This window comes from Jeongeupia sp. USM3 (assembly GCF_001808185.1).
GTDB lineage: Bacteria > Pseudomonadota > Gammaproteobacteria > Burkholderiales > Chitinibacteraceae > Jeongeupia.
Window position 1 is genome coordinate 220,832 of record NZ_CP017668.1, and the last position, 19,344, is coordinate 240,175.

The window sequence follows — 19,344 nt, forward strand, 5'->3', positions numbered from 1 at the left end:
GGACTCAGGCGTCGAGGCCGGCCTGAACGAGTTCGGCGGCGCGCAGCACGGCGCGGGCCTTGTTCAGCGTTTCCTGCCATTCGCTCTCGGGTACCGAGTCGGCGACGATGCCGGCGCCGGCCTGCATGTAGAGCGTTTCGTTCTTGACCACGGCGGTGCGCAGCGCGATCGCCACGTCCATGTCGCCGTTGAAGCCGAGATAGCCGACGGCGCCCGAATAGATGCCGCGCTTGCTCGGCTCGAACTCGTCGATGATCTCGAGCGCCCGCACCTTGGGTGCGCCGGAGACCGTGCCGGCGGGGAAGGTGGCCTTGAGTACGTCGATATTGCTCAGGCCGGCCTTGAGCTTGCCCTCGACGCTCGAAACGATGTGCATCACGTGCGAGTAACGCTCGATGGTCATCCGGTCGACGAGCTTGACCGAGCCGGTCTCGGCGACACGGCCGGTGTCGTTGCGGCCGAGGTCGATCAGCATCACGTGTTCGGCGATTTCCTTCTCGTCGGCCAGCAGCTCCTCCGCCAGCGCCTCGTCGTGCTCGCGGGTCTTGCCGCGCGGGCGGGTGCCGGCGATCGGCCGCACGGTGATCGTGTCGCCTTCGAGCCGGGCGAGGATTTCCGGCGAGGCGCCGACGATGTGCATGTCGCCGAAGTGGTAGAAGAACATGTACGGCGACGGGTTGATCGACCGCAGTGCGCGGTACAGCGCCAGCGGGTCCTGATCGAACGGCATCGTCATCCGCTGCGACAGCACCACCTGCATCACGTCGCCGTCGGCGATGTAGTCCTTGGCCTTGAGTACCGCTTCCTTGAACGCGGCTTCGCCGAACTCGGACTGCGCGCTCGTGAACGATTTTGCCGGGCCCGACAGCGGCAGTTTTGCCGGTTCGCGCAGCTTGAGCCGCAGCTCGGCCAGCCGTGCCTCGGCGCGCTCGTACGCTTCCGGGTGATCGGTGTTGGCGTAGACGACGAGGTAGAGCTTGCCCGACAGGTTGTCGACGACGGCGAGCTCCTCGGACAGCAGCAGCTGGACGTCGGGGACGCCGAGCGGATCGGGCTTGCTGCAGTGGGCAAGCTTCTTTTCGACGTAGCGGATCGTGTCGTAGCCGAAGTAGCCGACGAGGCCGCCCATGAAGCGCGGCATGCCGGCCGGCACCGCAGCCTTGAACTGTTTCTGGTATTCGGCGACGAAGTCGAGCGGATTGCCGTCGTGGGTCTCGACGATGCGGTCGTCGTGGATGACGTCGGTGTGCTGGCCGGTGACCGTGATGCGGGTCCGGGCGGGCAGGCCGATGAACGAGTAACGACCGAAACGCTCGCCACCGACGACCGATTCGAGCAGGTAGGAATAGGGGCGGTTGGCGAGCTTGAGGTAGACCGACAGCGGCGTGTCGAGGTCGGCGTACAGCTCGAGGATGACGGGAATGCGGTTGTAGCCTTGGCGAGCCAAAGCCGCGAATTCATCGCGCGTGATCATGACAACTCCAGACGAAGGAAAAGGGCGGGACGGCAGGGGACGCTTACCAGCGACGCCATCGCCATTCGAGCCAGATTTCGTTGGAGTGGAACGCCATGATCAGGTATCGGAATATTGCCTTGGGGATGTCTTGCATCTTGCCCAATGCGGCAGCAGGGGTCAACCGCGGCGGCGCGGCCGACCCCTGATCGCGTCCGGATGGCCTCAGTTGGCGTCCGGCAGCGGTTCTCCCCTGGGCCAGAGCAGCCAGAGCCGCCCGGGCTGCTTCATCCTGCCGGCCAGCTCGCCGGCGGCATCGCCCTTGCCCCAGAAGAAGTCGGCGCGGACCTGGCCGCGGATCGCACCGCCGGTGTCCTGCGCGGCGGCGAGCCGCGTCAGCGGCGTACCGTCCGGGCGGGTGGTGTCGATCAGCATCGGCGCACCTGCCGGGACGTGGCGGGGATCGACGGCGAGGCTGTAACCGGCGGTCAGCGGGACGCCGAGCGAGCCGATCGGGCCTTCGTTGCTGTCGGGCAGGGTGCGGAAGAACACGTAGCTCGGGTTGCTGGCGACCAACTGGTTCACCTTGGCCGGATTGGCGCGCGCCCACGCGCGGATGGTCTGCATGCTGACGTCGGCGGCCTTGAGCTCGCCCTGCTCGATCAGCCATTTGCCGATCGCGCGATACGGCCAGCCGTTCTGGTCGGCATAGCCGAGGCGCAGTTCGCGACCATCGGCAAGCTTGATCCGGCCCGAACCCTGTACCTGCAGGAACTGCAGGTCCATCGGGTCCGGCAGCCAGGCGAGCACCGGGGCATCGAGCTTACTGGCTTTCGCGAGTCTGGCGATATCGGCAGCGTCGGAGTACGGCTTGAGCGTTTTGCCGCTCAGGCGGCCACGCAGGCGTTTGCCCCTGAGTTCGGGGTAAAGGCTGTCGAGCTGGACCGTGATCATGTCGTTCGGCGGGCCGTAGACCGGAACGGTATTGGCGCTCGTCCGGCTCAGGCTGCCGGGATAGACCGGCTCGTAATAGCCGGTGATCAGGCCCTGGTTGCTGCCGTCGGCATTGCGCAGCGTCAGCGGGACGAGGCGGCCGGTCAGGAAGGCCCGGACACCGGCTGCATCCTTCGACAGCGTGGCCGCATCGGCGCACAGCGTCGCCCAGCGCGGCTGCTTTTGCAGGCGCGGGCAACTGCGCAGCCAGGCATCGAAGCCGGCGAGCCAGTCGGCATCGCTTACAGCAGGAAGCGATGCCCAGTCTGCGGGCTGGTACGGTGCCATGTCGGCGGCCGGCGGTGTCGGCGCGGGTGTCGGCGCCGGCTGAGCGGGCGGTGCGGGTTGGGCTGGTGGCGCGGAGGGCGGGGTTGTGCAGGCTGCAAGGACGAGTGCGGCAAGCGCGGCGAGCGTGCGGGCGGGGAAACGGGAAATCTGGGTCATCAGGGCGTGTCGGATTTGGGGTCGATGCCTTTCTTGAACGCCTGCAGCCCGGCTTTCTGCATCTCCAGCGTCTTCACGGTCATCTGCAGCATGCCGACCTGCATCGTCAGCCACTGTTCGATCGTGCGCATCTCGATGATCTTGCGGTCGATTTCCTCTTCGGTCAGCGGCGGCATGAAGGGGTTGGGCGTACCCGGCTTCAGGAATTGCGTAAAGAAGCCGAACGGGTCTTGCGGGGTATCGCTCATGGCGGGCTCCGGAAGGAACGGCGGGCACCGCCGTAAAACGGTGCGGCCCCACGGCGTGGGGCCGCTTCCGATTCTAGACCTTTGCGGCGGCCTGTACCGCAGCAAGTGCGGCCATATTCACGAGACGGCGTACCGATGCGGTCGGCGTGAGGATGTGCGCCGGTGCCGAAATGCCGAGCAGAATCGGGCCGATGGTCACGCCGTCGCCGGCGGTGATCTTCAGCAGGTTGAACGAGATGTTCGCTGCGTCGAGGTTCGGCATGATCAGGAGGTTGGCGTCGCCCTTGAGCGTCGAGTGCGGGAACACCTGCTGGCGGATCTCGGCCGACAGCGCGGCATCGCCGTGCATTTCGCCGTCGACATCCAGGTCGGGTGCCTGTTCGCGCAGCAGTTCGAGCGTATGGCGCATCTTCTGTGCCGACGGGTCGCTCAGCGTGCCGAAGCTCGAGTGCGACAGCAGTGCGACCTGCGGCTGGATGCCGAAGTTGCGCACGGTCTCGGCGGCGAGGCAGGTGATCTCGGCCAGTTGCTCCGGGCTCGGGTCCTGGTTCACATAGGTGTCGGTGATGAAGATGTTGCCGGTCGGCAGCAGCAGCGCGTTCATCGCCGCGGTCGTCGTCGCGCCGTTCTGCAGGCCCAGCACGTTTTCCAGATACCAGTGATGACGGTGGTACTGGCCGTGCGTGCCGCAGATCATCGCGTCGGCCTCGCCGCGCTTGACCATCAGCGCGCCGATCAGCGTGGTCTTGCTGCGCACCTCGGCCTGCGCCAGCTCTTCGGACACACCCTTGCGCATCATCAGCGAGTGGTACAGCGTCCAGTATTCGCGGTAGCGCGGGTCGTTTTCCTGGTTGCACAGCTCGAAGTCGACGCCGGGGCGGATGCGCAGGCCGAGTTTCTCGATCCGGCTTTCGATCACGCTCGGACGGCCGATGACGATCGGGTAGCACAGGCCGAGGTCGATGACTTCCTGCACCGCGTGCAGCACGCGCTGGTCTTCGCCTTCGCAGAACACCACGCGTTTCTTGGCCTTGCGCGCGGCGGCGAACACCGGGCGCATGAACAGGTTGGACTTGTAGACGAACTGCGTCAGCTCTTCGGTGTAGACGCCGAAGTCCTCGATCGGCCGCGTGGCAACGCCGGCTTCCATCGCCGCGCGGGCGACGGCCGGGGCGATCTTGATGATCAGGCGCGGATCGAACGGCTTCGGGATCAGGTATTCGGCGCCAAAGGTCAGGTTCTCGTTGGCGTAGGTGTCGGCCACGACGTCCGATTGCTCGGCCAGCGCCAGCTCGGCGATGGCATTGACGGCCGCGTGCTTCATGCTTTCGGTGATCGCCGTTGCGCCGACGTCGAGCGCGCCGCGGAACATGAACGGGAAGCACAGCACGTTGTTGACCTGGTTCGGGTAGTCCGAACGGCCGGTGCAGACGATGGCGTCGGGGCGGACGGCCTTGACCTTGGGCGGCGAGATTTCCGGGTCCGGGTTCGACAGCGCGAGGATCAGCGGCTGCTCGGCCATGGTCTTGACCATGTCCTGGCTCATCACGTCCGGGCCGGACAGGCCGAGGAAGATGTCGGCACCGCCGATGGCGTCCTGCAGCGTGCGGGCATCGGTGTCGCGGGCGTAGCGCTGCTTGGTTTCGTCGAGGTTGGTGCGGCCGGTGTGGATCACGCCCTTGGAGTCGCAGACGATCACGTTCTCGCGCTGCACGCCGAGCGACACCAGCAGATCGAGGCAGGCGATCGCGGCGGCACCGGCGCCGGAAGCGACGAGCTTTACCTCGCCGATCTTCTTGCCGATCAGTTTCAGGCCGTTCTTGACCGCTGCGCCGACGATGATCGCCGTGCCGTGCTGGTCGTCATGGAACACCGGGATGTTCATCCGCTCGCGCAGCTTCTGCTCGACGTAGAAGCACTCCGGCGCCTTGATGTCCTCAAGGTTGATGCCGCCGAAGGTCGGCTCGAGCGAGGCGATGATCTCGACCAGTTTTTCCGGGTCTTTCTCGTCGATCTCGATGTCGAACACGTCGATGCCGGCGAACTTCTTGAACAGCACGCCCTTGCCTTCCATGACCGGCTTGCCGGCCAGCGGGCCGATGTCGCCGAGGCCCAGCACCGCAGTGCCGTTGGTGATGACGGCAACGAGGTTGCCGCGTGCGGTCATGTTGCGGGCTTCGGCCTCGTCCTCGACGATGGCCATGCAGGCGTAGGCAACGCCCGGCGAGTAGGCGAGCGCCAGCTCGCGCTGGCTGGACAGCCCCTTGGTCGGCGCGACCTGGATCTTGCCGGGGCGCGGATAGCGATGGTAGTCGAGGGCTTTTCGTTTGAGTTCTTCGTCCATGTGGTTCTCCGTGATGCCGGATACGCAACCGTTCCGGTCTGATGGGTCAGTGAGCGATGTTGTGATGCTGGGCGCGACTACATGCGATGGCAAGCTAGGGTTTTGCCCGATGCGGGATACGCGTATTCCTTAGGGTGAGCGTTTTCGTTCGCCGCAAAAAACACGGGCCGGACTTTGCAGTCCGGCCCGTCCGGGGTCAGAAACGGATTTTCACGGCGTCGTTGCCAAGCCAGCTCTGGAGTTCGGCGATCAGCGCATCGTGCAGCGTGACGCGCCAGTCGAGCCCCAGCCGCAAGGCGCAACGCGCGCCGCTGGTCCGGTAGTCGATCTCGATCGGGCAGGCGCCGCCGTTGTAGGCCGACAGCAGCGTCGACAGCCGTGCGGCATCGGCGTTGCCGTTGACCTGCAGGTTTAGCGACCGGGCAAAGTGGCTGCGCGCCTCCGGCACATCCATCACCGCGTCGGCGATCACGCGCAGGCCGCCGCTGAAACGGTCCTCGCTGACCTTGCCGGCGACAACGAGCAGCGTGTCGTCCTTGAGTTTGGTCCGGTGCGCTTCGAACACTTCCGAATACAGCGCGACCTCGACCTTGGCATTGCCGTCGTCGAGCTGCAGGAAGGCCATCCGGCCGCGGTCACCGTTCTTGACCCGCAGGCCGCCGACGATGCCGGCGAGGTACTGCAGCTCGCGCTTGGGCTCGAGCCGGTCGAGACGCGTCTTGATCAGGCCCTTGATGTCCTTGGCATGCGCGTCGAACGGGTGGCCGGACAGATAGTGGCCCAGCGCGGTCTTTTCCTCGGCGAGCTTGACCTTGTCGTCCCAGCGCGGCACCTCGATCGGCTCGACCGTCGGCACCGCGGACGGCTCGAAAATGTCGAACAGCGAGTTCTGGTTGGCATTGGCGGCCTCGGTCTCGGCAAGCTTCATCGCCTGCTCGACATTGGCCATCAGCCGGGCGCGGTGGTCGTCGAGCGCATCGAACGCGCCGCCGCGAATCAGCGCCTCGAGCACGCGCTTGTTGACTTCCTTCTTGTCGGTGCGGCGGCAGAAGTCGTACAGGTCCTTGAACGGGCCATTGACCTTGCGTTCGGCGACGATCTGCTCGACCGCGCCCTGACCGACGCCCTTGATCGCACCCAGCGCATAGCGGATCTGCTTCTTGCCGACCGGGACGAAGCGGTAGACGCTCTCGTTGATGTCCGGCGGCAACATCTCCAGGCGGTTCTTCTCGATGCAGTCGTCGTAGAAGATCTTGAGCTGGTCGGTATTGTCGAGTTCCGAGCTCATCGTCGCTGCCATGAAGGCCGCGGTGTGGTGTGCCTTGAGCCACGCGGTGTGATACGACACCACCGCGTACGCCGCCGTGTGCGACTTGTTGAAGCCGTATTCGGCGAACTTGGCCATCAGGTCGAACAGCATCTCGGCCAGCGCCGGGTCGTAGCCCTTTTTCTTGGCGCCGTCGGCGATCATCTCGCGGTGCTTGGCCATCTCCTCGGGCTTCTTCTTGCCCATGGCGCGGCGCAGCATGTCTGCGCCGCCGAGCGTGTAGCCGCCGATGATCTGCGAGATCTGCATCACCTGTTCCTGATACACGATCACGCCATAGGTCGGCTCGAGGCAGCGCTCCAGATCCGGGTGGAAGTAGTCGGGGACTTCCAGACCCTTCTTGCGGTTGATGAAGGTGTCGACCATGCCCGAACCGAGCGGGCCCGGCCGGTACAGCGCCAGCACGGCGATGATGTCTTCGAAACGGTCGGGCTGCAGTTTCTCGAGCAGCCGCTTCATGCCGTCCGATTCAACCTGGAAGACGGCGGTGGTGTTGGCGTCGCGGAAGACCTGATATGCGGCCTGATCCTCGAAACCCATGCTCATCAGGTCGAGGTACTCGCCGGTCTGCTCCCTGATGTATTGCAGCGCCAGCTCGATGATCGTCAGGTTGCGCAGGCCCAGAAAGTCGAACTTCACCAGACCGATCGATTCGACGTCGTCCTTGTCGAGCATCGACACCGGCGACGCGTCGGCGCCGCTGGCCTGATACACCGGGCAGAAGTCGGTGATCTGGCCCGGTGCGATCAGTACGCCACCGGCGTGCATGCCGATGTTGCGCGTCATGCCTTCGAGTTTGAGCGCCAGCTCCCACAACTCCTTGACTTCGTCCTCGTTGCGGACGCGCTCGGCCAGTTCGGGGACCATCTCGACCGCATCATCGAGGCTGAAGTGCTTGCCCGGTGCGGCCGGAATCATTTTCGACAGCCCGTCGCAGAACATGTACGGCAGGTCGAGCACGCGGCCGACGTCGCGCACCACCGCCTTCGCGGCCATGGTGCCGAAGGTTGCGATCTGGCTGACCGCCTCGGCGCCGTACTTCTCGCGCACGTACTCGATCACGCGCCAGCGGTTGTCCTGGCAGAAGTCGATGTCGAAGTCGGGCATCGATACCCGTTCCGGGTTCAGGAAGCGCTCGAACAGCAGCGCGTATGCGGTCGGGTCGATGTCGGTAATGCCAAGCGAATACGCGACCAGCGAGCCCGCACCCGAACCCCGGCCCGGGCCGACCGGGCAGCCGTTCTTTTTCGCCCAGACGATGAAGTCGGCCACGATCAGGAAGTAGCCGGGGAAGCCCATCTGGATGATGGTGTCGGTCTCGAACTTGAGCCGTTCGAGATAGCGTGGCCGTTCGGCATCGCGCTGCGCCGTGTCGGGATACAGCTGGGCGAGACGGGCCTCGAGTCCTTCCTTGGCGAGATGGATGAGATAGTCGTCGAGCGTCATGCCGTCCGGCGTCGGAAAGTCCGGCAGGTAGTTGGTGCCGAGCGTGACGGTCAGGTTGCAGCGCTGCGCGATCGCGACCGAGTTGGCCAGCGCCTCGGGCAGGTCGGCGAACAGCTCGGCCATCTCGGCCGGGCTCTTGAAGTACTGTTCGTCGGTGAAGAGCTTTGGCCGGCGCTTGTCGGCGACCATATGGCCACTGGCGATGCAGACGCGCGCCTCGTGTGCCTTGAAATCGTCCGCTGCCATGAACTGGACCGGGTGGGTGGCGACGACGGGCAGGTCGAGGTCCGAGGCGAGGTCGAGCTGGCCCTGAACGCACGGTTCGCATTCGGGCTGGCCGCTGCGCTGCAGCTCGAGGTAGAAATTGCCGGCAAACTGTCCGGCCCACCATTGTGTCGCATCGCGGGCCGCGTCGTAGTTGCCCGACAGCAGTGCCTGGCCGATTTCGCCAAGGTGCGCGCCGGACAGGCAGAGCAGGTGGCCGTTGTCGCCGTCGGCGATCCATTCCTTGCGCAGCTCGGCGCGATCGCGGTACTGGTTGTCGCGGTAGGCGCGGGTCAGCAGCTCGCACAGCCGGCCATAGCCGTCGCGATCACGGGCCAGCAGCAGCACGCGATACGGCTTGTCGCGATCGACCTCGTTTTCGATCCAGGCATCGAGGCCGATGACGGGCTTGATGCCCGCGCTGCGGCAGGCCTTGTAATGCTTGACCAGACCGAACAGGTTCATCAGGTCGGTCACGCCGAGTGCAGGCATGCCGAGCTTTTGGGCGTGTTTCACGGCATCGTCGATACGGACGATGCCGTCGGTCACGGAGAATTCGGAGTGGATGCGGAGATGGATGAAGGCGGGCTGATTCATCGGCGTATTCTAGCATCCCGCCGCCCCGCGTCGCCTTGGCGGCGGTGACGATCCGGGGTGGCTGCACCGGAGATTTTGCGTTTTTGTGCGGTGCACAATAAATAACTTGACGCGTACACGTTGAGGGTTAGAATGGCATCGGTATATTGCAGTGCACAAATAGGAGAAACCACATGTTCAATGCATCCAAGTTTGCCGAAATCAACCAAGCCAACCTCGAAAAGTCGCTGCGCCTGAGCCAGATCGCCCTGGCCGGCGTCGAGCGTCTCGTCAGCCTGCAACTCGGCATCGCCCGCGAACTGCTGACCGAACAGGCAGAAACCGCAAAAACGCTGTCGGAGGTCAAGGACGTCCAGGGGCTCGTCAACCTCCAGCGCCAACTGGCCCAGCCGTCGGTCGAGAAGTCGCTCAACGTGGCGCGGACCGTGTTCGACGCTGCCAGCGCAACCCAGCACGAACTGGGCGCGCTGCTCGAAGAGCAGGTGCTGTCGTTCAACAAGGAGCTGGTGGGTACGCTCGATAGCGCCATCCAGAATGCACCGGCAGGTACCGGCGCAGCGGTGAACGTGCTGCGCAATGCGGTTGAAACCGCCAGCAGCGCCTATGACGCCGTCGCCAAGACCACGCAGAAGCTGGCCAGCGACTTCGTCGAAGCGACGACCAACGGCGTTGAGCAGACCGTGAAGGCTGCCACGCGCAAGACTGCCGCCTGATTCGCAGCGTCGATCGCAGATGATGTCGGGCCGCCTTCGGGCGGCCTTTTTCATTGCTGCTGCGGCAGTGCCGGGATGCTCAGCACGAGCTGCGCGAGCAGCGTAGCAGGCGCAGCGGTGTCGTCGTGCAGGAAGGGGAAGGATCGCGTGAGCGCGGCGGGTGTAGGCCGGGCGGGCTCGAACGGTGTCGTGGCGGCCATAGCGAGGTAACGCGTGGCGTCTTCACGCGCTTGCGCCAGAGTGACCTGCGTGAGTGCCTGCCAGTGTCCGGGGTCGTACACCCATTGCGAGCGATCGGTGCCGCCGAGCCAGCCGAGAATCGCCAGTGTCTGGCTCTGCCAGTGCTGCACGAGACCGGCGGCAAAGGCGCCGGCGCCGGAGGGGCCGAGATGCAGCCAGGCCTGCGGCCGGGGTGGTGCCAAGGCATCGAGCAACGCGGTGGCGGCGTCAACCGCGGCGCGTGCGCCGCCGGCGCCGATGATCCAGCCGTGCTGGCTGGCCAGCGGCGGGTCGCCGTAGGCGGCCAGGTCGACGAGGCGGGGGTGGTGCAGCCACGGCACGATGTCGTCCAGCGTGGCATTGATCAGTACGACGAGGGTATCGGCGCTATTCGGCGGTGTCTTGATGGAGGCGGATGGCGGCAGCAGCGGCAGCCAGTCCACCTCCGGGCCCTGTCGCTGCGCATTGCGTGCGCGCAATGCGTCGAGCATCGGGGCGGGGGCCAATGCCAGTATGGATGGCACCCCGGGCACGCTCAGCTCTGGCAGTTGTTGACGAGCTGTTTGAGTCCGGCCACGTCGTAAAGCTCGATCAGCCGGTTCTGCACTTTGATGAGCCCCTGGTCCTGGAACTTCGACAGCGTTCGGCTGACGGTTTCAAGCTTCAGGCCGAGGTAGCTGCCGATCTCCTCGCGGGTCATCCGCAGGTGGAAGCTGGTGGCCGAGTAGCCGCGGATCTGGAAGCGTTGCGACAGATTGAGCAGGAAGGCGGCGATGCGCTCTTCGGCCTTCATGTTGCCGAGCAGCAACATCACGCCGTGATCGCGGACGATCTCGCGACTCATCACCCGGTAGAAGTGGTGCTGCAGTGCCGGAATCTTGCGTGACAGCACTTCCATTTCGGCGAACGGCAGTTCACAGACTTCGCTGTCTTCGAGCGCGACGGCGTCGCAGGTGTAGTGGTCGCCGCTGACGGCATCCATGCCCATCAGCTCGCCGCTCATGTGGAAGCCGGTGACCTGTTCGCGACCGTCTTCGGAAACGACGCTGGTCTTGAAAAAGCCGACCCGGACCGCGTACAGCGCCCGGAACGGTTCGCCGGCGCGGTACAGTGCCTCGCCGCGCTTGATCGGCTTGCCCTGGCCGATCAGGTCGTCGACCTGCTTCATCTCTTCTGCGCTCAGCTCGTTGGGAAGGCACAGCTCGCGCAGGCTGCAATTGGAGCAGGCCTGACGCAATTGCTTGAAGGTGACGTCGCGGGGCTGAAGGGCTGGTTGCATGGCGGGGCTCTACAGGTGAAGGGGCAATAAAACGGTCTGACCGATTACCGGTGTCCGGGTAAACGGGCTTTGATCGCCGTCAAGATTGCATGCGTTGATTATCGGCAAGCTCGCCTTAGAGCACAACCAAGCAAAATACCACCTGGCGACCACAATGAATCAGCAACTGATCGAATTCGACCGCGCCCTGATCCGGCGACACGACGGCAAGGGGCCGCGCTATACCTCGTACCCGACGGCAGACCGTTTCGGGGAGATGACCGCCGACGATTATCTCGAACGACTGGTGCAGCAGCAAGCGGGAACGACGCGTCACCCGCTATCGCTTTATTTTCATATCCCGTTCTGCGACACCATCTGCTACTACTGCGCCTGTAACAAGATCATCACCAAGGACAGGCGCCGCGCCGAGCGGTACATCGATTACCTCGAGCGTGAAATGGATCTGCAGTGCGCGGCGCTGGCCTTCAGGCCGAAGGTCAGGCAACTGCACTTCGGCGGCGGCACGCCGACCTTTCTGTCCGATACCCAGCTCGAACGGCTGCTGACGGCGATCCACCGGCGCTTCGAGCTGGACCCGCAGGGCGAGTTTTCGATCGAGATCGATCCGCGCAAGGTGTCGGCCGAGACGGTGCGGCTGCTGGCGCGGCTCGGGCTCAACCGGATGAGTGTCGGCGTGCAGGATTTCGACGACGACGTGCAGCGGGCGGTGAACCGCGTGCAGAGCGAGGCCGAGACGCGGGCGCTGATCGATACCGCGCGCGCGGCAGGCTTCAGATCGATCAATCTCGACCTGATCTATGGCTTGCCGTTGCAAACCCCCGAGCGTGTTCACCGGACGCTGGAGCGGGTGATCGCGATCCGGCCCGAGCGCATCGCGCTGTATAACTACGCGCACCTGCCCGAGCGCTTCATGCCGCAACGGCGGATCAACGACGCCGACCTGCCCTCGGCCGAGGCCAAGCTCGACATCCTGCAGGCGAGCATCGACCAGCTGCTCGCTGCCGGCTACCGCTACATCGGCATGGATCATTTCGCTCTGCCCGACGATGAACTGGCGAAGGCGCAGGACCATGGCCGGCTGCATCGCAACTTCCAGGGTTACTCGACCCATGCCGACTGCGACCTGATGGCGTTCGGCGTGTCGGCAATCGGCAAGGTCGGGCCGGCCTATGTGCAGAACCGCAAGACCATCGACGACTACTATGCGGCGCTCGATGCCGCGACGCTGCCGGTCGAGCGCGGCATCACGCTCAGGCACGACGATCTGCTGCGCCGCGCGGTGATCCAGTCGTTGATGTGTCAGTTCGAGGTGATGTACCAGCCGGTGGAAATCGCCTACCTGATTGATTTCACCGACTACTTTGCGGAAGAATTGCGCTCGCTCGCCGCATTGCAGGCCGACGGACTGGTGACCATCGACGCGCAGCGGATTGCGGTCACCGCCAAGGGGCGCCTGCTGGTGCGTTCGGTCGCGATGGTCTTCGACCGCTACCTGAGAACCACGGAGACGGCGGCGCGCTATTCCAAACTGATCTGATACCGGAGTGCAATGGCCGAATACAACCTGCTGGCGCTGTTTCTGGCCGGCCTGCTCGGTGGTGGCCATTGTCTGGGCATGTGCAGCGGCGTGGTGACCGCGTTCAGCCTGCAACTGCCCGCCGGCGCCCGCTGGCCGTATCACCTGGGATTCAATGCGGGCCGGATCGCCGGCTATGTCCTGATCGGCGCCTTGCTTGGCGCGCTGGGCTCGTTCAGTGTATTGCTGCAATTGCAGGCGTTGAAGACCGGGCTGTTCGTGCTGGCGCAACTGCTGCTGATCGCGCTCGGGGCCTATCTGGCCGGCTGGGCGCGCTGGCTGACCCGGGTCGAGCAGCTGGGCGTGCCGGTGTGGCGGCATCTTCAGCCCGTACTCAGAAAGGCGCTGCCTATCCGTCGCTGGCCACAAACGTTATGGGTCGGGCTGCTATGGGGCTGGCTGCCTTGCGGCCTGGTCTATACGGCGAGCATTTCGGCGCTGGCCAGCGCGTCGCCGCTCAAGGGTGCACTGGCGATGCTGGCCTTCGGTCTGGGCACCCTGCCAAACCTGCTGCTGATCGGCTCGGTGGCGCAATCGCTGCTCCGGGCGCTGCGTCATCCGCTCGTCCGCAACGTGATCGGCACGGCCTTCGTCGCCTGGGGGCTGTGGCAGCTCTCGTCGCTGTTGCGCTAACTGTTACATTGGCGCGCCGCACGTTTTTTATTTGTTCAAGTGACTGATTTTTAGGGAATTTAAATCGGTTTTTCTTGTCCTCGCAGCAGCAGGAACAAGCACACTCCGCGGCGAAACGGAGGGTGGCGTCTATAACGGAATCAAGCCCGACCCGCCAAGCAGTGTACTTCCAGGGCCATTCCGAAACCCACCCACGGAGGTGTGTCATGGACGTGTTCGACAACTTCTCGTCTCGCTACGAGCGGACCCGCGAGGAGGAACTCAGCCTGCGGGACTACCTCGAGCTGTGCAAGCAGGACAAATCCGCCTACGCGACCGCATCCGAGCGGATGTTGATGGCCATCGGTGAGCCCGAGATGGTCGACACCCGGCTCGATCCCCGCCGCTCGCGCACCTTTCAGAACAAGGTGATCCGGCTCTACCCGGCGTTCCGCGAGTTTTACGGCATGGAGGAGGTCATCGAACAGGTCGTGGCCTATTTCCGCCACGCAGCGCAGGGGCTGGAGGAAAAGAAGCAGATCCTCTATCTGCTGGGGCCGGTCGGGGGCGGCAAGAGTTCGATTGCCGAAAAGCTCAAGGAGCTGATGGAAAAGGTCCCGTTCTACGCGATCAAGGGCAGCCCGCTGCATGAATCGCCGCTGGGCCTGTTCAGCAGTGACGAGGACGGACAGATCCTCGAAGAGGAATACGGCATTCCGCGGCGCTATATCAAGGCGATTCCCAGCCCGTGGGCGGTCAAGCGCCTGCATGAATTCAACGGCGACATCAACCAGTTCCGCGTGGTCAAGCGTTATCCGTCGGTGCTCAAGCAGGTCGCCATTGCCAAAACCGAACCGGGTGACGAGAACAATCAGGATATCTCGTCGCTGGTCGGCAAGGTCGATATCCGCAAGCTCGAGAAATACGCGCAGGACGATCCGGATGCATACAGCTATTCGGGTGGGCTGTGCCTCGCGAATCAGGGCTTGCTCGAGTTCGTCGAAATGTTCAAGGCGCCGATCAAGGTGCTGCACCCGCTGCTGACGGCAACGCAGGAAGGCAATTTCAAGGGCACCGAGGGATTCGGCGCCATTCCGTTCGAAGGCATCATTCTTGCGCACTCGAACGAGTCGGAATGGAAGCAGTTCAAGAACAACCGCAACAACGAGGCCTTCCTCGACCGGATTTATATCGTCAAGGTGCCGTACTGCCTGCGCGTGACCGAAGAAACGCAGATCTACGACAAGCTGCTGCGCAATTCCTCGCTGGCGCATGCGGCATGCGCGCCGGGCACGCTGAAGATGATGGCGCAATTCTCGGTGCTGTCGCGGCTGAAGGAGCCGGAAAACTCGAGCAGTTTTTCGAAAATGCTCGTCTACGACGGCGAGAACCTGAAGGACATCGACCCGAAAGCCAAGTCGATCCAGGAGTACCGCGACTTTGCCGGCGTCGACGAGGGCATGAGCGGGCTGTCGACACGGTTCGCATTCAAGATACTGTCCAAGGTGTTCAACTTCGACCATCAGGAAGTCGCAGCCAATCCGGTGCACTTGCTGTACGTGCTCGAACAGCAGATCGAGCGCGAGCAGTTTGCGCAGGAAATCGAGCAGAAATACATTTCCTATATCAAGGAGTACCTGGCGCCGAAATATGTCGAGTTCATCGGCAAGGAAATCCAGACCGCGTATCTGGAAAGCTACTCCGAATACGGGCAAAACATCTTCGACCGCTACGTGACTTTCGCCGATTACTGGATCCAGGATCAGGAATACCGCGATCCGGATACCGGGGAGTCGTTCGATCGCAATTCCCTCAACAACGAGCTCGAAAAAATAGAGAAGCCGGCCGGGATTTCCAACCCGAAGGATTTCCGCAACGAAATCGTCAATTTCGTGCTGCGCGCACGCGCGAGCAATGCGGGCAAGAATCCGGCGTGGACAAGTTACGAGAAGCTCAGGACGGTGATCGAGAAGAAGATGTTCAGCAATACCGAGGAGCTGCTGCCGGTGATTTCGTTCAATGCCAAGGCCAGCGCCGAAGAGCACCGCAAGCATGAGGATTTCGTCAACCGGATGGTGACCAAGGGGTATACGCCCAAGCAGGTACGGTTGCTGTGCGAGTGGTATCTGCGCGTCAGGAAGTCATCGTGAACCAGTGCGGGTAGGACGTGAGGTGTAGGGCCATGAACACCGGGATGACCCGGCGTTGCCGGTGCGGTTGCACCGGCTACCCGCCAGACACCTTTGCCTCACCCTCGCGCCTCACTGGGGATAGCCATGTTCCAGCTGATTGACCGACGTTTGAACGGCAAGAACAAGTCTGCGGTGAACCGGGACCGGTTTCTGCGGCGCTTCAAGTCACAGATCAAGGGCGCCGTGGCGAAGGCGGTGAAGGACCGTTCGATCACCGACATCGAACACGGCGAACGGGTGTCGATCCCGGTCCACGATACCAGCGAGCCGACGCTGGGCCATGCGCACGGCGGGGTGTGGGAACGTGTGTTCCCCGGCAACCGCGAGTATGTAAAGGGCGACGAGATCGAACGGCCGGAAGGCGGTGCCAGCGGCGGGCAGGGCGGTGCGGGTCAGGGCGGCGACGGCGAGGATGACTTCGTTTTCGAGCTGACCAGGGAGGAGTTCCTCAATTTCTTCTTTGACGACCTCGAACTGCCCAATCTCGTCAAAACCCAGCTGCAGCAAACCGTGGTGCTCAAGCCCGTCCGCGCCGGCTTCACCAGCGACGGCACGCCGACGAACATACACGTGCTGCGCAGTCTGAGATCGGCCCTGGGGCGGCGCATTGCCTTGTCGGCAACGCCGCTCGACGATCTCAACGCGGCGCAGGAACGGCTGGACGAACTGCTTGAAAGCCAGGACGAGCATTCGCCGGAGGTGCACGTACTGCAATCGCAGATACGGCTGCTGAAGACCCGGCTGATGAACATTCCGTTCATCGACCCGTTCGACCTGCGGTATACCAACCGCATCCGCGTTCCCAGTCCGACGACGCAGGCAGTGATGTTCTGCGTGATGGACGTGTCCGGCTCGATGGACGAATACAAGAAGGATATCGCCAAGCGCTTTTTCATCCTGCTTTATCTGTTCCTGATCCGGGTGTATGAACGCATCGAGGTGGTGTTCATCCGTCACCATACCCAGGCGTTCGAGGTCAACGAGGACGAGTTTTTCCATGCGCGCGATACCGGCGGCACGGTGGTGTCGTCGGCGCTCAAGCTCGTCAAGAAAACCATCGAGCAGCGTTACAGCTCGGTCGACTGGAACATCTATGTCGCCCAGGCCTCGGACGGTGACAACTGGGATTCGGACTCGCCGCAATGCCGGAGCATTCTCGACGAGGAGCTGATCCCGCTGGTTCAGTACTACGCTTACGTCGAGATCACCGAAGGCGAGCCGCAGAACCTGTGGTTCGAATACGAGATGGTCGCGCAACGACACGCGCAGTTTGCGATGCGGCGCATCAAGACCGCCGCCGAAATCTGGCCGGTTTTCCACGACCTGTTCAAGAAAACAGCCGTGCATGCGGGAGGTTGAATGAGTACCGCCACCAAAACGCGCCGCAAGACCAGGATGGGGCCGATTTCTTCCGGCTCGGAGTGGAGTTTCGAGCTGATCAATCGCTACTACGACGAAATCGCCCGGATTGCCGCCGAATTTGGGCTGGACACCTATCCGAACCAGCTCGAAGTCATCTCGGCCGAGCAGATGATGGACGCCTACGCATCGGTCGGCATGCCGGTGATGTACAACCACTGGAGCTTCGGCAAGCATTTCCTCTCGACGCAGAAGAACTACCAGCGCGGCGCAATGGGCCTGGCGTACGAGATCGTCATCAATTCGAACCCGTGCATTGCCTACCTGATGGAAGAGAACACGATGACCATGCAGGCGCTGGTCATTGCACACGCCAGCTTTGGCCATAACTCGTTTTTCAAGGGCAATTACCTGTTCCGGACCTGGACCGATGCGTCGGCGATCATCGACTACCTCGTGTTCGCCAAGAAATTCATCACCGAGTGCGAGGAAAAATACGGCGAGGAGCGGGTCGAGGAGTTGCTCGACTCGTGCCACGCGCTGATGAATTACGGTGTCGACCGCTACAAGCGGCCGCAAAAGCTGTCGCTCGAAAAAGAGCTGGTCAGGCAAAGCGAGCGTGAGGCGTATCTGCAGAGCCAGGTCAACGACCTGTGGCGCACCATGCCGCAGCGACCGGAGATCGAACGGGTCGAATCGCCACGACGCTTCCCCGAAGAGCCGCAGGAAAACCTGCTGTACTTCTTTGAAAAGTACGCGCCATTGCTTGAACCCTGGCAGCGGGAGGTCGTGCGCATCATCCGCAAGATTGCGCAGTACTTCTACCCGCAGCGCCAGACGCAGGTGATGAACGAGGGTTGGGCGACGTTCTGGCACTACACGCTGATGAACCGGCTTTACGACGAGGGCTTGATCACCGATGCGGCGATCATGGAGTTTCTGCACAGCCATACGAACGTGGTGCTGCAGCCCGGAATCGACAGCCCGTACTTCAACGGCATCAACCCCTATGCGCTGGGTTTTGCGATCTACCGCGATATCCAGCGGATGTGCATCGAACCGACCGACGAGGATCGTTACTGGTTCCCCGAACTCGCCGGCAGCGACTGGCGGCAGGCACTCGATTTCGCCATGCGCAACTTCAAGGACGAGAGCTTCATCGCCCAGTATCTGTCGCCGAAGCTGATCCGCGATTTCCGGCTGTTTTCGGTGCTGGACGACGACTATCAGGCCAGGCTGCGCGTCTCGGCGATCCATGACGACGAGGGCTACCGCTATATCCGCCGGGCGCTGGCCGAGCAATACAATCTGTCCAGCCGGGAGCCGGATATCCAGGTGTTCGACGTCAATACCCGCGGAGACCGGTCGCTGACCTTGAGGCACTACCAGTTCCAGCGGCGTCCGCTGGGCAACAGCGTCCACGAAGTGCTCAAGCATATCGCCCGGCTCTGGGGGTTCTCGGTCAAGCTCGACAGCGTCGACGAAACCGGCAAGGTCGTGCTCAGTTATGAATGCAAGCTCGAAAAGCGGCACGGGCAATAGTCGCCGGTGATGCGGGGCATCGGGATCGGGCTGACCTGCGATCTCGAATGGTGCGTTCGGGCGGCTGTCGTGAAATGGCGACCTGATGCCGGTCCGTCACGCGTTGTTCTCGTGGTGGAAAGCGCTGTTTGTCGCCCAAGAGCGACAAAATCGCACTGTTTGATGGGCGACAGGGAGTTGCTTCGCCTTTCTTGATGCCCATCCGTTTGATATATAACGATATTAATGCTTGGCATGGATCGTGCTTTTATGAATGCTGACTGCACTTTTAATAGCCAAACCCATGAAAAGAATGATGTCGATGCTTGCCTTGGTCTGCCTGATGGCTGCCGGCGGCGCCAATGCGATGTACACGTCCTGGCCATTCAATGGCCGGGTCATCAACCAGAGCGCGGTGGCCGTCAGCGCCTGGGATGGCGAGCATGACTTCTACCGCATTGCCGCGGGCTCGACGACGTCCAACACGTTCGATGTCGATCATATCCAGACCGAAGCGCGTGCCGGCTGGTGCAAGATCGGCCCGAACACCGTGACGGTGGCGCCCGATGCATCGATCCACGGTTGCGAATGCTGGGTGAAGGCCGCCAGCGAGGCGTGCGCGCCGCAAGATCAGCGTTCGCTGCTTGCGCAGGTTGCGTCGGTCGTGCTGGGTCCGCAGCGGGTCAGGGTGGTGCTGGCCTACCTTTCGCCGGGACGGCCGGTGGCGGAAGCCTGAACCCTGTCGTTGTTTGGC

The 19,344-nt window shown here is 63.1% G+C and carries 14 protein-coding genes; 7 read left to right on the top strand and 7 right to left on the bottom strand.

All coding sequences use genetic code 11. The annotated features are described in order from the left end of the window. Positions 1–4 precede the first annotated feature (4 nt). The 5 genes from trpE to dnaE all read right to left on the bottom strand — a co-directional run bounded on the left by trpE (position 5) and on the right by dnaE (position 9,116). On the bottom strand, positions 5–1,474 hold the full coding sequence (gene trpE, locus BJP62_RS01070) for an anthranilate synthase component I (RefSeq protein ID WP_070525664.1): 1,470 nt from the start codon (positions 1,472–1,474) through the stop codon (positions 5–7). Positions 1,475–1,678: 204 nt separating this feature from the next. Continuing rightward, on the bottom strand, positions 1,679–2,890 hold the full coding sequence (locus tag BJP62_RS01075) for a murein transglycosylase A (RefSeq protein ID WP_070525666.1): 1,212 nt from the start codon (positions 2,888–2,890) through the stop codon (positions 1,679–1,681). Then, positions 2,890–3,138, bottom strand: coding sequence for a PhaM family polyhydroxyalkanoate granule multifunctional regulatory protein (locus BJP62_RS01080; RefSeq protein ID WP_070525668.1), 249 nt, complete (start codon positions 3,136–3,138; stop codon positions 2,890–2,892). The genes BJP62_RS01075 and BJP62_RS01080 overlap by 1 nt, the downstream gene beginning before the upstream one ends. 73 nt (positions 3,139–3,211) lie before the next feature. Then, positions 3,212–5,482 carry an NADP-dependent malic enzyme gene (locus BJP62_RS01085; RefSeq protein ID WP_070525670.1) on the bottom strand — a complete coding sequence of 757 codons (2,271 nt, stop codon included), beginning with the start codon at positions 5,480–5,482 and terminating at the stop codon, positions 3,212–3,214. 196 nt (positions 5,483–5,678) lie between these two features. Further along, a complete protein-coding gene (gene dnaE / locus BJP62_RS01090; RefSeq protein ID WP_070525672.1) occupies positions 5,679–9,116 on the bottom strand; it encodes a DNA polymerase III subunit alpha in 3,438 nt (1,145 codons plus the stop codon). A gap of 173 nt (positions 9,117–9,289) precedes the next feature. Between dnaE and BJP62_RS01095 the strand changes: the two genes are divergently transcribed. Continuing rightward, the gene (locus BJP62_RS01095; RefSeq protein ID WP_070525674.1) at positions 9,290–9,829 is read left to right on the top strand and encodes a phasin family protein; all 540 of its coding nucleotides are present in this window, start codon (positions 9,290–9,292) and stop codon (positions 9,827–9,829) included. A gap of 50 nt (positions 9,830–9,879) precedes the next feature. Here BJP62_RS01095 and BJP62_RS01100 read toward each other — a convergent pair whose 3' ends face one another. Both BJP62_RS01100 and fnr read right to left on the bottom strand, forming a co-directional pair. Then, positions 9,880–10,539 (bottom strand): hypothetical protein, encoded by a 660-nt coding sequence (locus BJP62_RS01100; RefSeq protein WP_070525676.1) that lies wholly within the window; start codon positions 10,537–10,539, stop codon positions 9,880–9,882. Positions 10,540–10,583: 44 nt separating this feature from the next. Further along, positions 10,584–11,327 carry a fumarate/nitrate reduction transcriptional regulator Fnr gene (fnr, locus tag BJP62_RS01105; RefSeq protein WP_070525678.1) on the bottom strand — a complete coding sequence of 248 codons (744 nt, stop codon included), beginning with the start codon at positions 11,325–11,327 and terminating at the stop codon, positions 10,584–10,586. A gap of 154 nt (positions 11,328–11,481) precedes the next feature. Here fnr and hemN point away from each other — a divergent pair, with 154 nt between their 5' ends. The 6 genes from hemN (at position 11,482) to BJP62_RS01135 (ending at position 19,326) form a co-directional block, all read left to right on the top strand. Beyond that, positions 11,482–12,867: an oxygen-independent coproporphyrinogen III oxidase gene (gene hemN, locus BJP62_RS01110; protein ID WP_070525680.1), complete on the top strand. Its 1,386-nt coding sequence runs from the start codon at positions 11,482–11,484 to the stop codon at positions 12,865–12,867. Positions 12,868–12,879: 12 nt separating this feature from the next. Further along, positions 12,880–13,539, top strand: coding sequence for a sulfite exporter TauE/SafE family protein (locus BJP62_RS01115; protein ID WP_070525682.1), 660 nt, complete (start codon positions 12,880–12,882; stop codon positions 13,537–13,539). 206 nt (positions 13,540–13,745) lie between these two features. Next, positions 13,746–15,668: a PrkA family serine protein kinase gene (locus BJP62_RS01120; RefSeq protein WP_070525684.1), complete on the top strand. Its 1,923-nt coding sequence runs from the start codon at positions 13,746–13,748 to the stop codon at positions 15,666–15,668. A gap of 126 nt (positions 15,669–15,794) precedes the next feature. Further along, positions 15,795–17,069, top strand: a complete 1,275-nt coding sequence (locus BJP62_RS01125) for a YeaH/YhbH family protein (RefSeq protein ID WP_070525686.1) — start codon at positions 15,795–15,797, stop codon at positions 17,067–17,069. Continuing rightward, positions 17,070–18,611, top strand: a complete 1,542-nt coding sequence (locus BJP62_RS01130) for a SpoVR family protein (protein WP_236943640.1) — start codon at positions 17,070–17,072, stop codon at positions 18,609–18,611. Between the two features lie 253 nt (positions 18,612–18,864). Beyond that, on the top strand, positions 18,865–19,326 hold the full coding sequence (locus BJP62_RS01135; RefSeq protein ID WP_145927055.1) for a hypothetical protein: 462 nt from the start codon (positions 18,865–18,867) through the stop codon (positions 19,324–19,326). Positions 19,327–19,344 lie beyond the last annotated feature (18 nt).

What these genes read in the sequence shown, in the direction of transcription:
- trpE (WP_070525664.1), bottom strand. Translation starts at nt 1,474, where the DNA reads ATGATCACGCGCGATGAATTCGCGGCTTTGGCTCGCCAAGGCTACAAC.
- BJP62_RS01075 (WP_070525666.1), bottom strand. Translation starts at nt 2,890, where the DNA reads ATGACCCAGATTTCCCGTTTCCCCGCCCGCACGCTCGCCGCGCTTGCC.
- BJP62_RS01080 (WP_070525668.1), bottom strand. Translation starts at nt 3,138, where the DNA reads ATGAGCGATACCCCGCAAGACCCGTTCGGCTTCTTTACGCAATTCCTG.
- BJP62_RS01085 (WP_070525670.1), bottom strand. Translation starts at nt 5,482, where the DNA reads ATGGACGAAGAACTCAAACGAAAAGCCCTCGACTACCATCGCTATCCG.
- dnaE (WP_070525672.1), bottom strand. Translation starts at nt 9,116, where the DNA reads ATGAATCAGCCCGCCTTCATCCATCTCCGCATCCACTCCGAATTCTCC.
- BJP62_RS01095 (WP_070525674.1), top strand. Translation starts at nt 9,290, where the DNA reads ATGTTCAATGCATCCAAGTTTGCCGAAATCAACCAAGCCAACCTCGAA.
- BJP62_RS01100 (WP_070525676.1), bottom strand. Translation starts at nt 10,539, where the DNA reads ATGCTCGACGCATTGCGCGCACGCAATGCGCAGCGACAGGGCCCGGAG.
- fnr (WP_070525678.1), bottom strand. Translation starts at nt 11,327, where the DNA reads ATGCAACCAGCCCTTCAGCCCCGCGACGTCACCTTCAAGCAATTGCGT.
- hemN (WP_070525680.1), top strand. Translation starts at nt 11,482, where the DNA reads ATGAATCAGCAACTGATCGAATTCGACCGCGCCCTGATCCGGCGACAC.
- BJP62_RS01115 (WP_070525682.1), top strand. Translation starts at nt 12,880, where the DNA reads ATGGCCGAATACAACCTGCTGGCGCTGTTTCTGGCCGGCCTGCTCGGT.
- BJP62_RS01120 (WP_070525684.1), top strand. Translation starts at nt 13,746, where the DNA reads ATGGACGTGTTCGACAACTTCTCGTCTCGCTACGAGCGGACCCGCGAG.
- BJP62_RS01125 (WP_070525686.1), top strand. Translation starts at nt 15,795, where the DNA reads ATGTTCCAGCTGATTGACCGACGTTTGAACGGCAAGAACAAGTCTGCG.
- BJP62_RS01130 (WP_236943640.1), top strand. Translation starts at nt 17,070, where the DNA reads ATGAGTACCGCCACCAAAACGCGCCGCAAGACCAGGATGGGGCCGATT.
- BJP62_RS01135 (WP_145927055.1), top strand. Translation starts at nt 18,865, where the DNA reads ATGCTGACTGCACTTTTAATAGCCAAACCCATGAAAAGAATGATGTCG.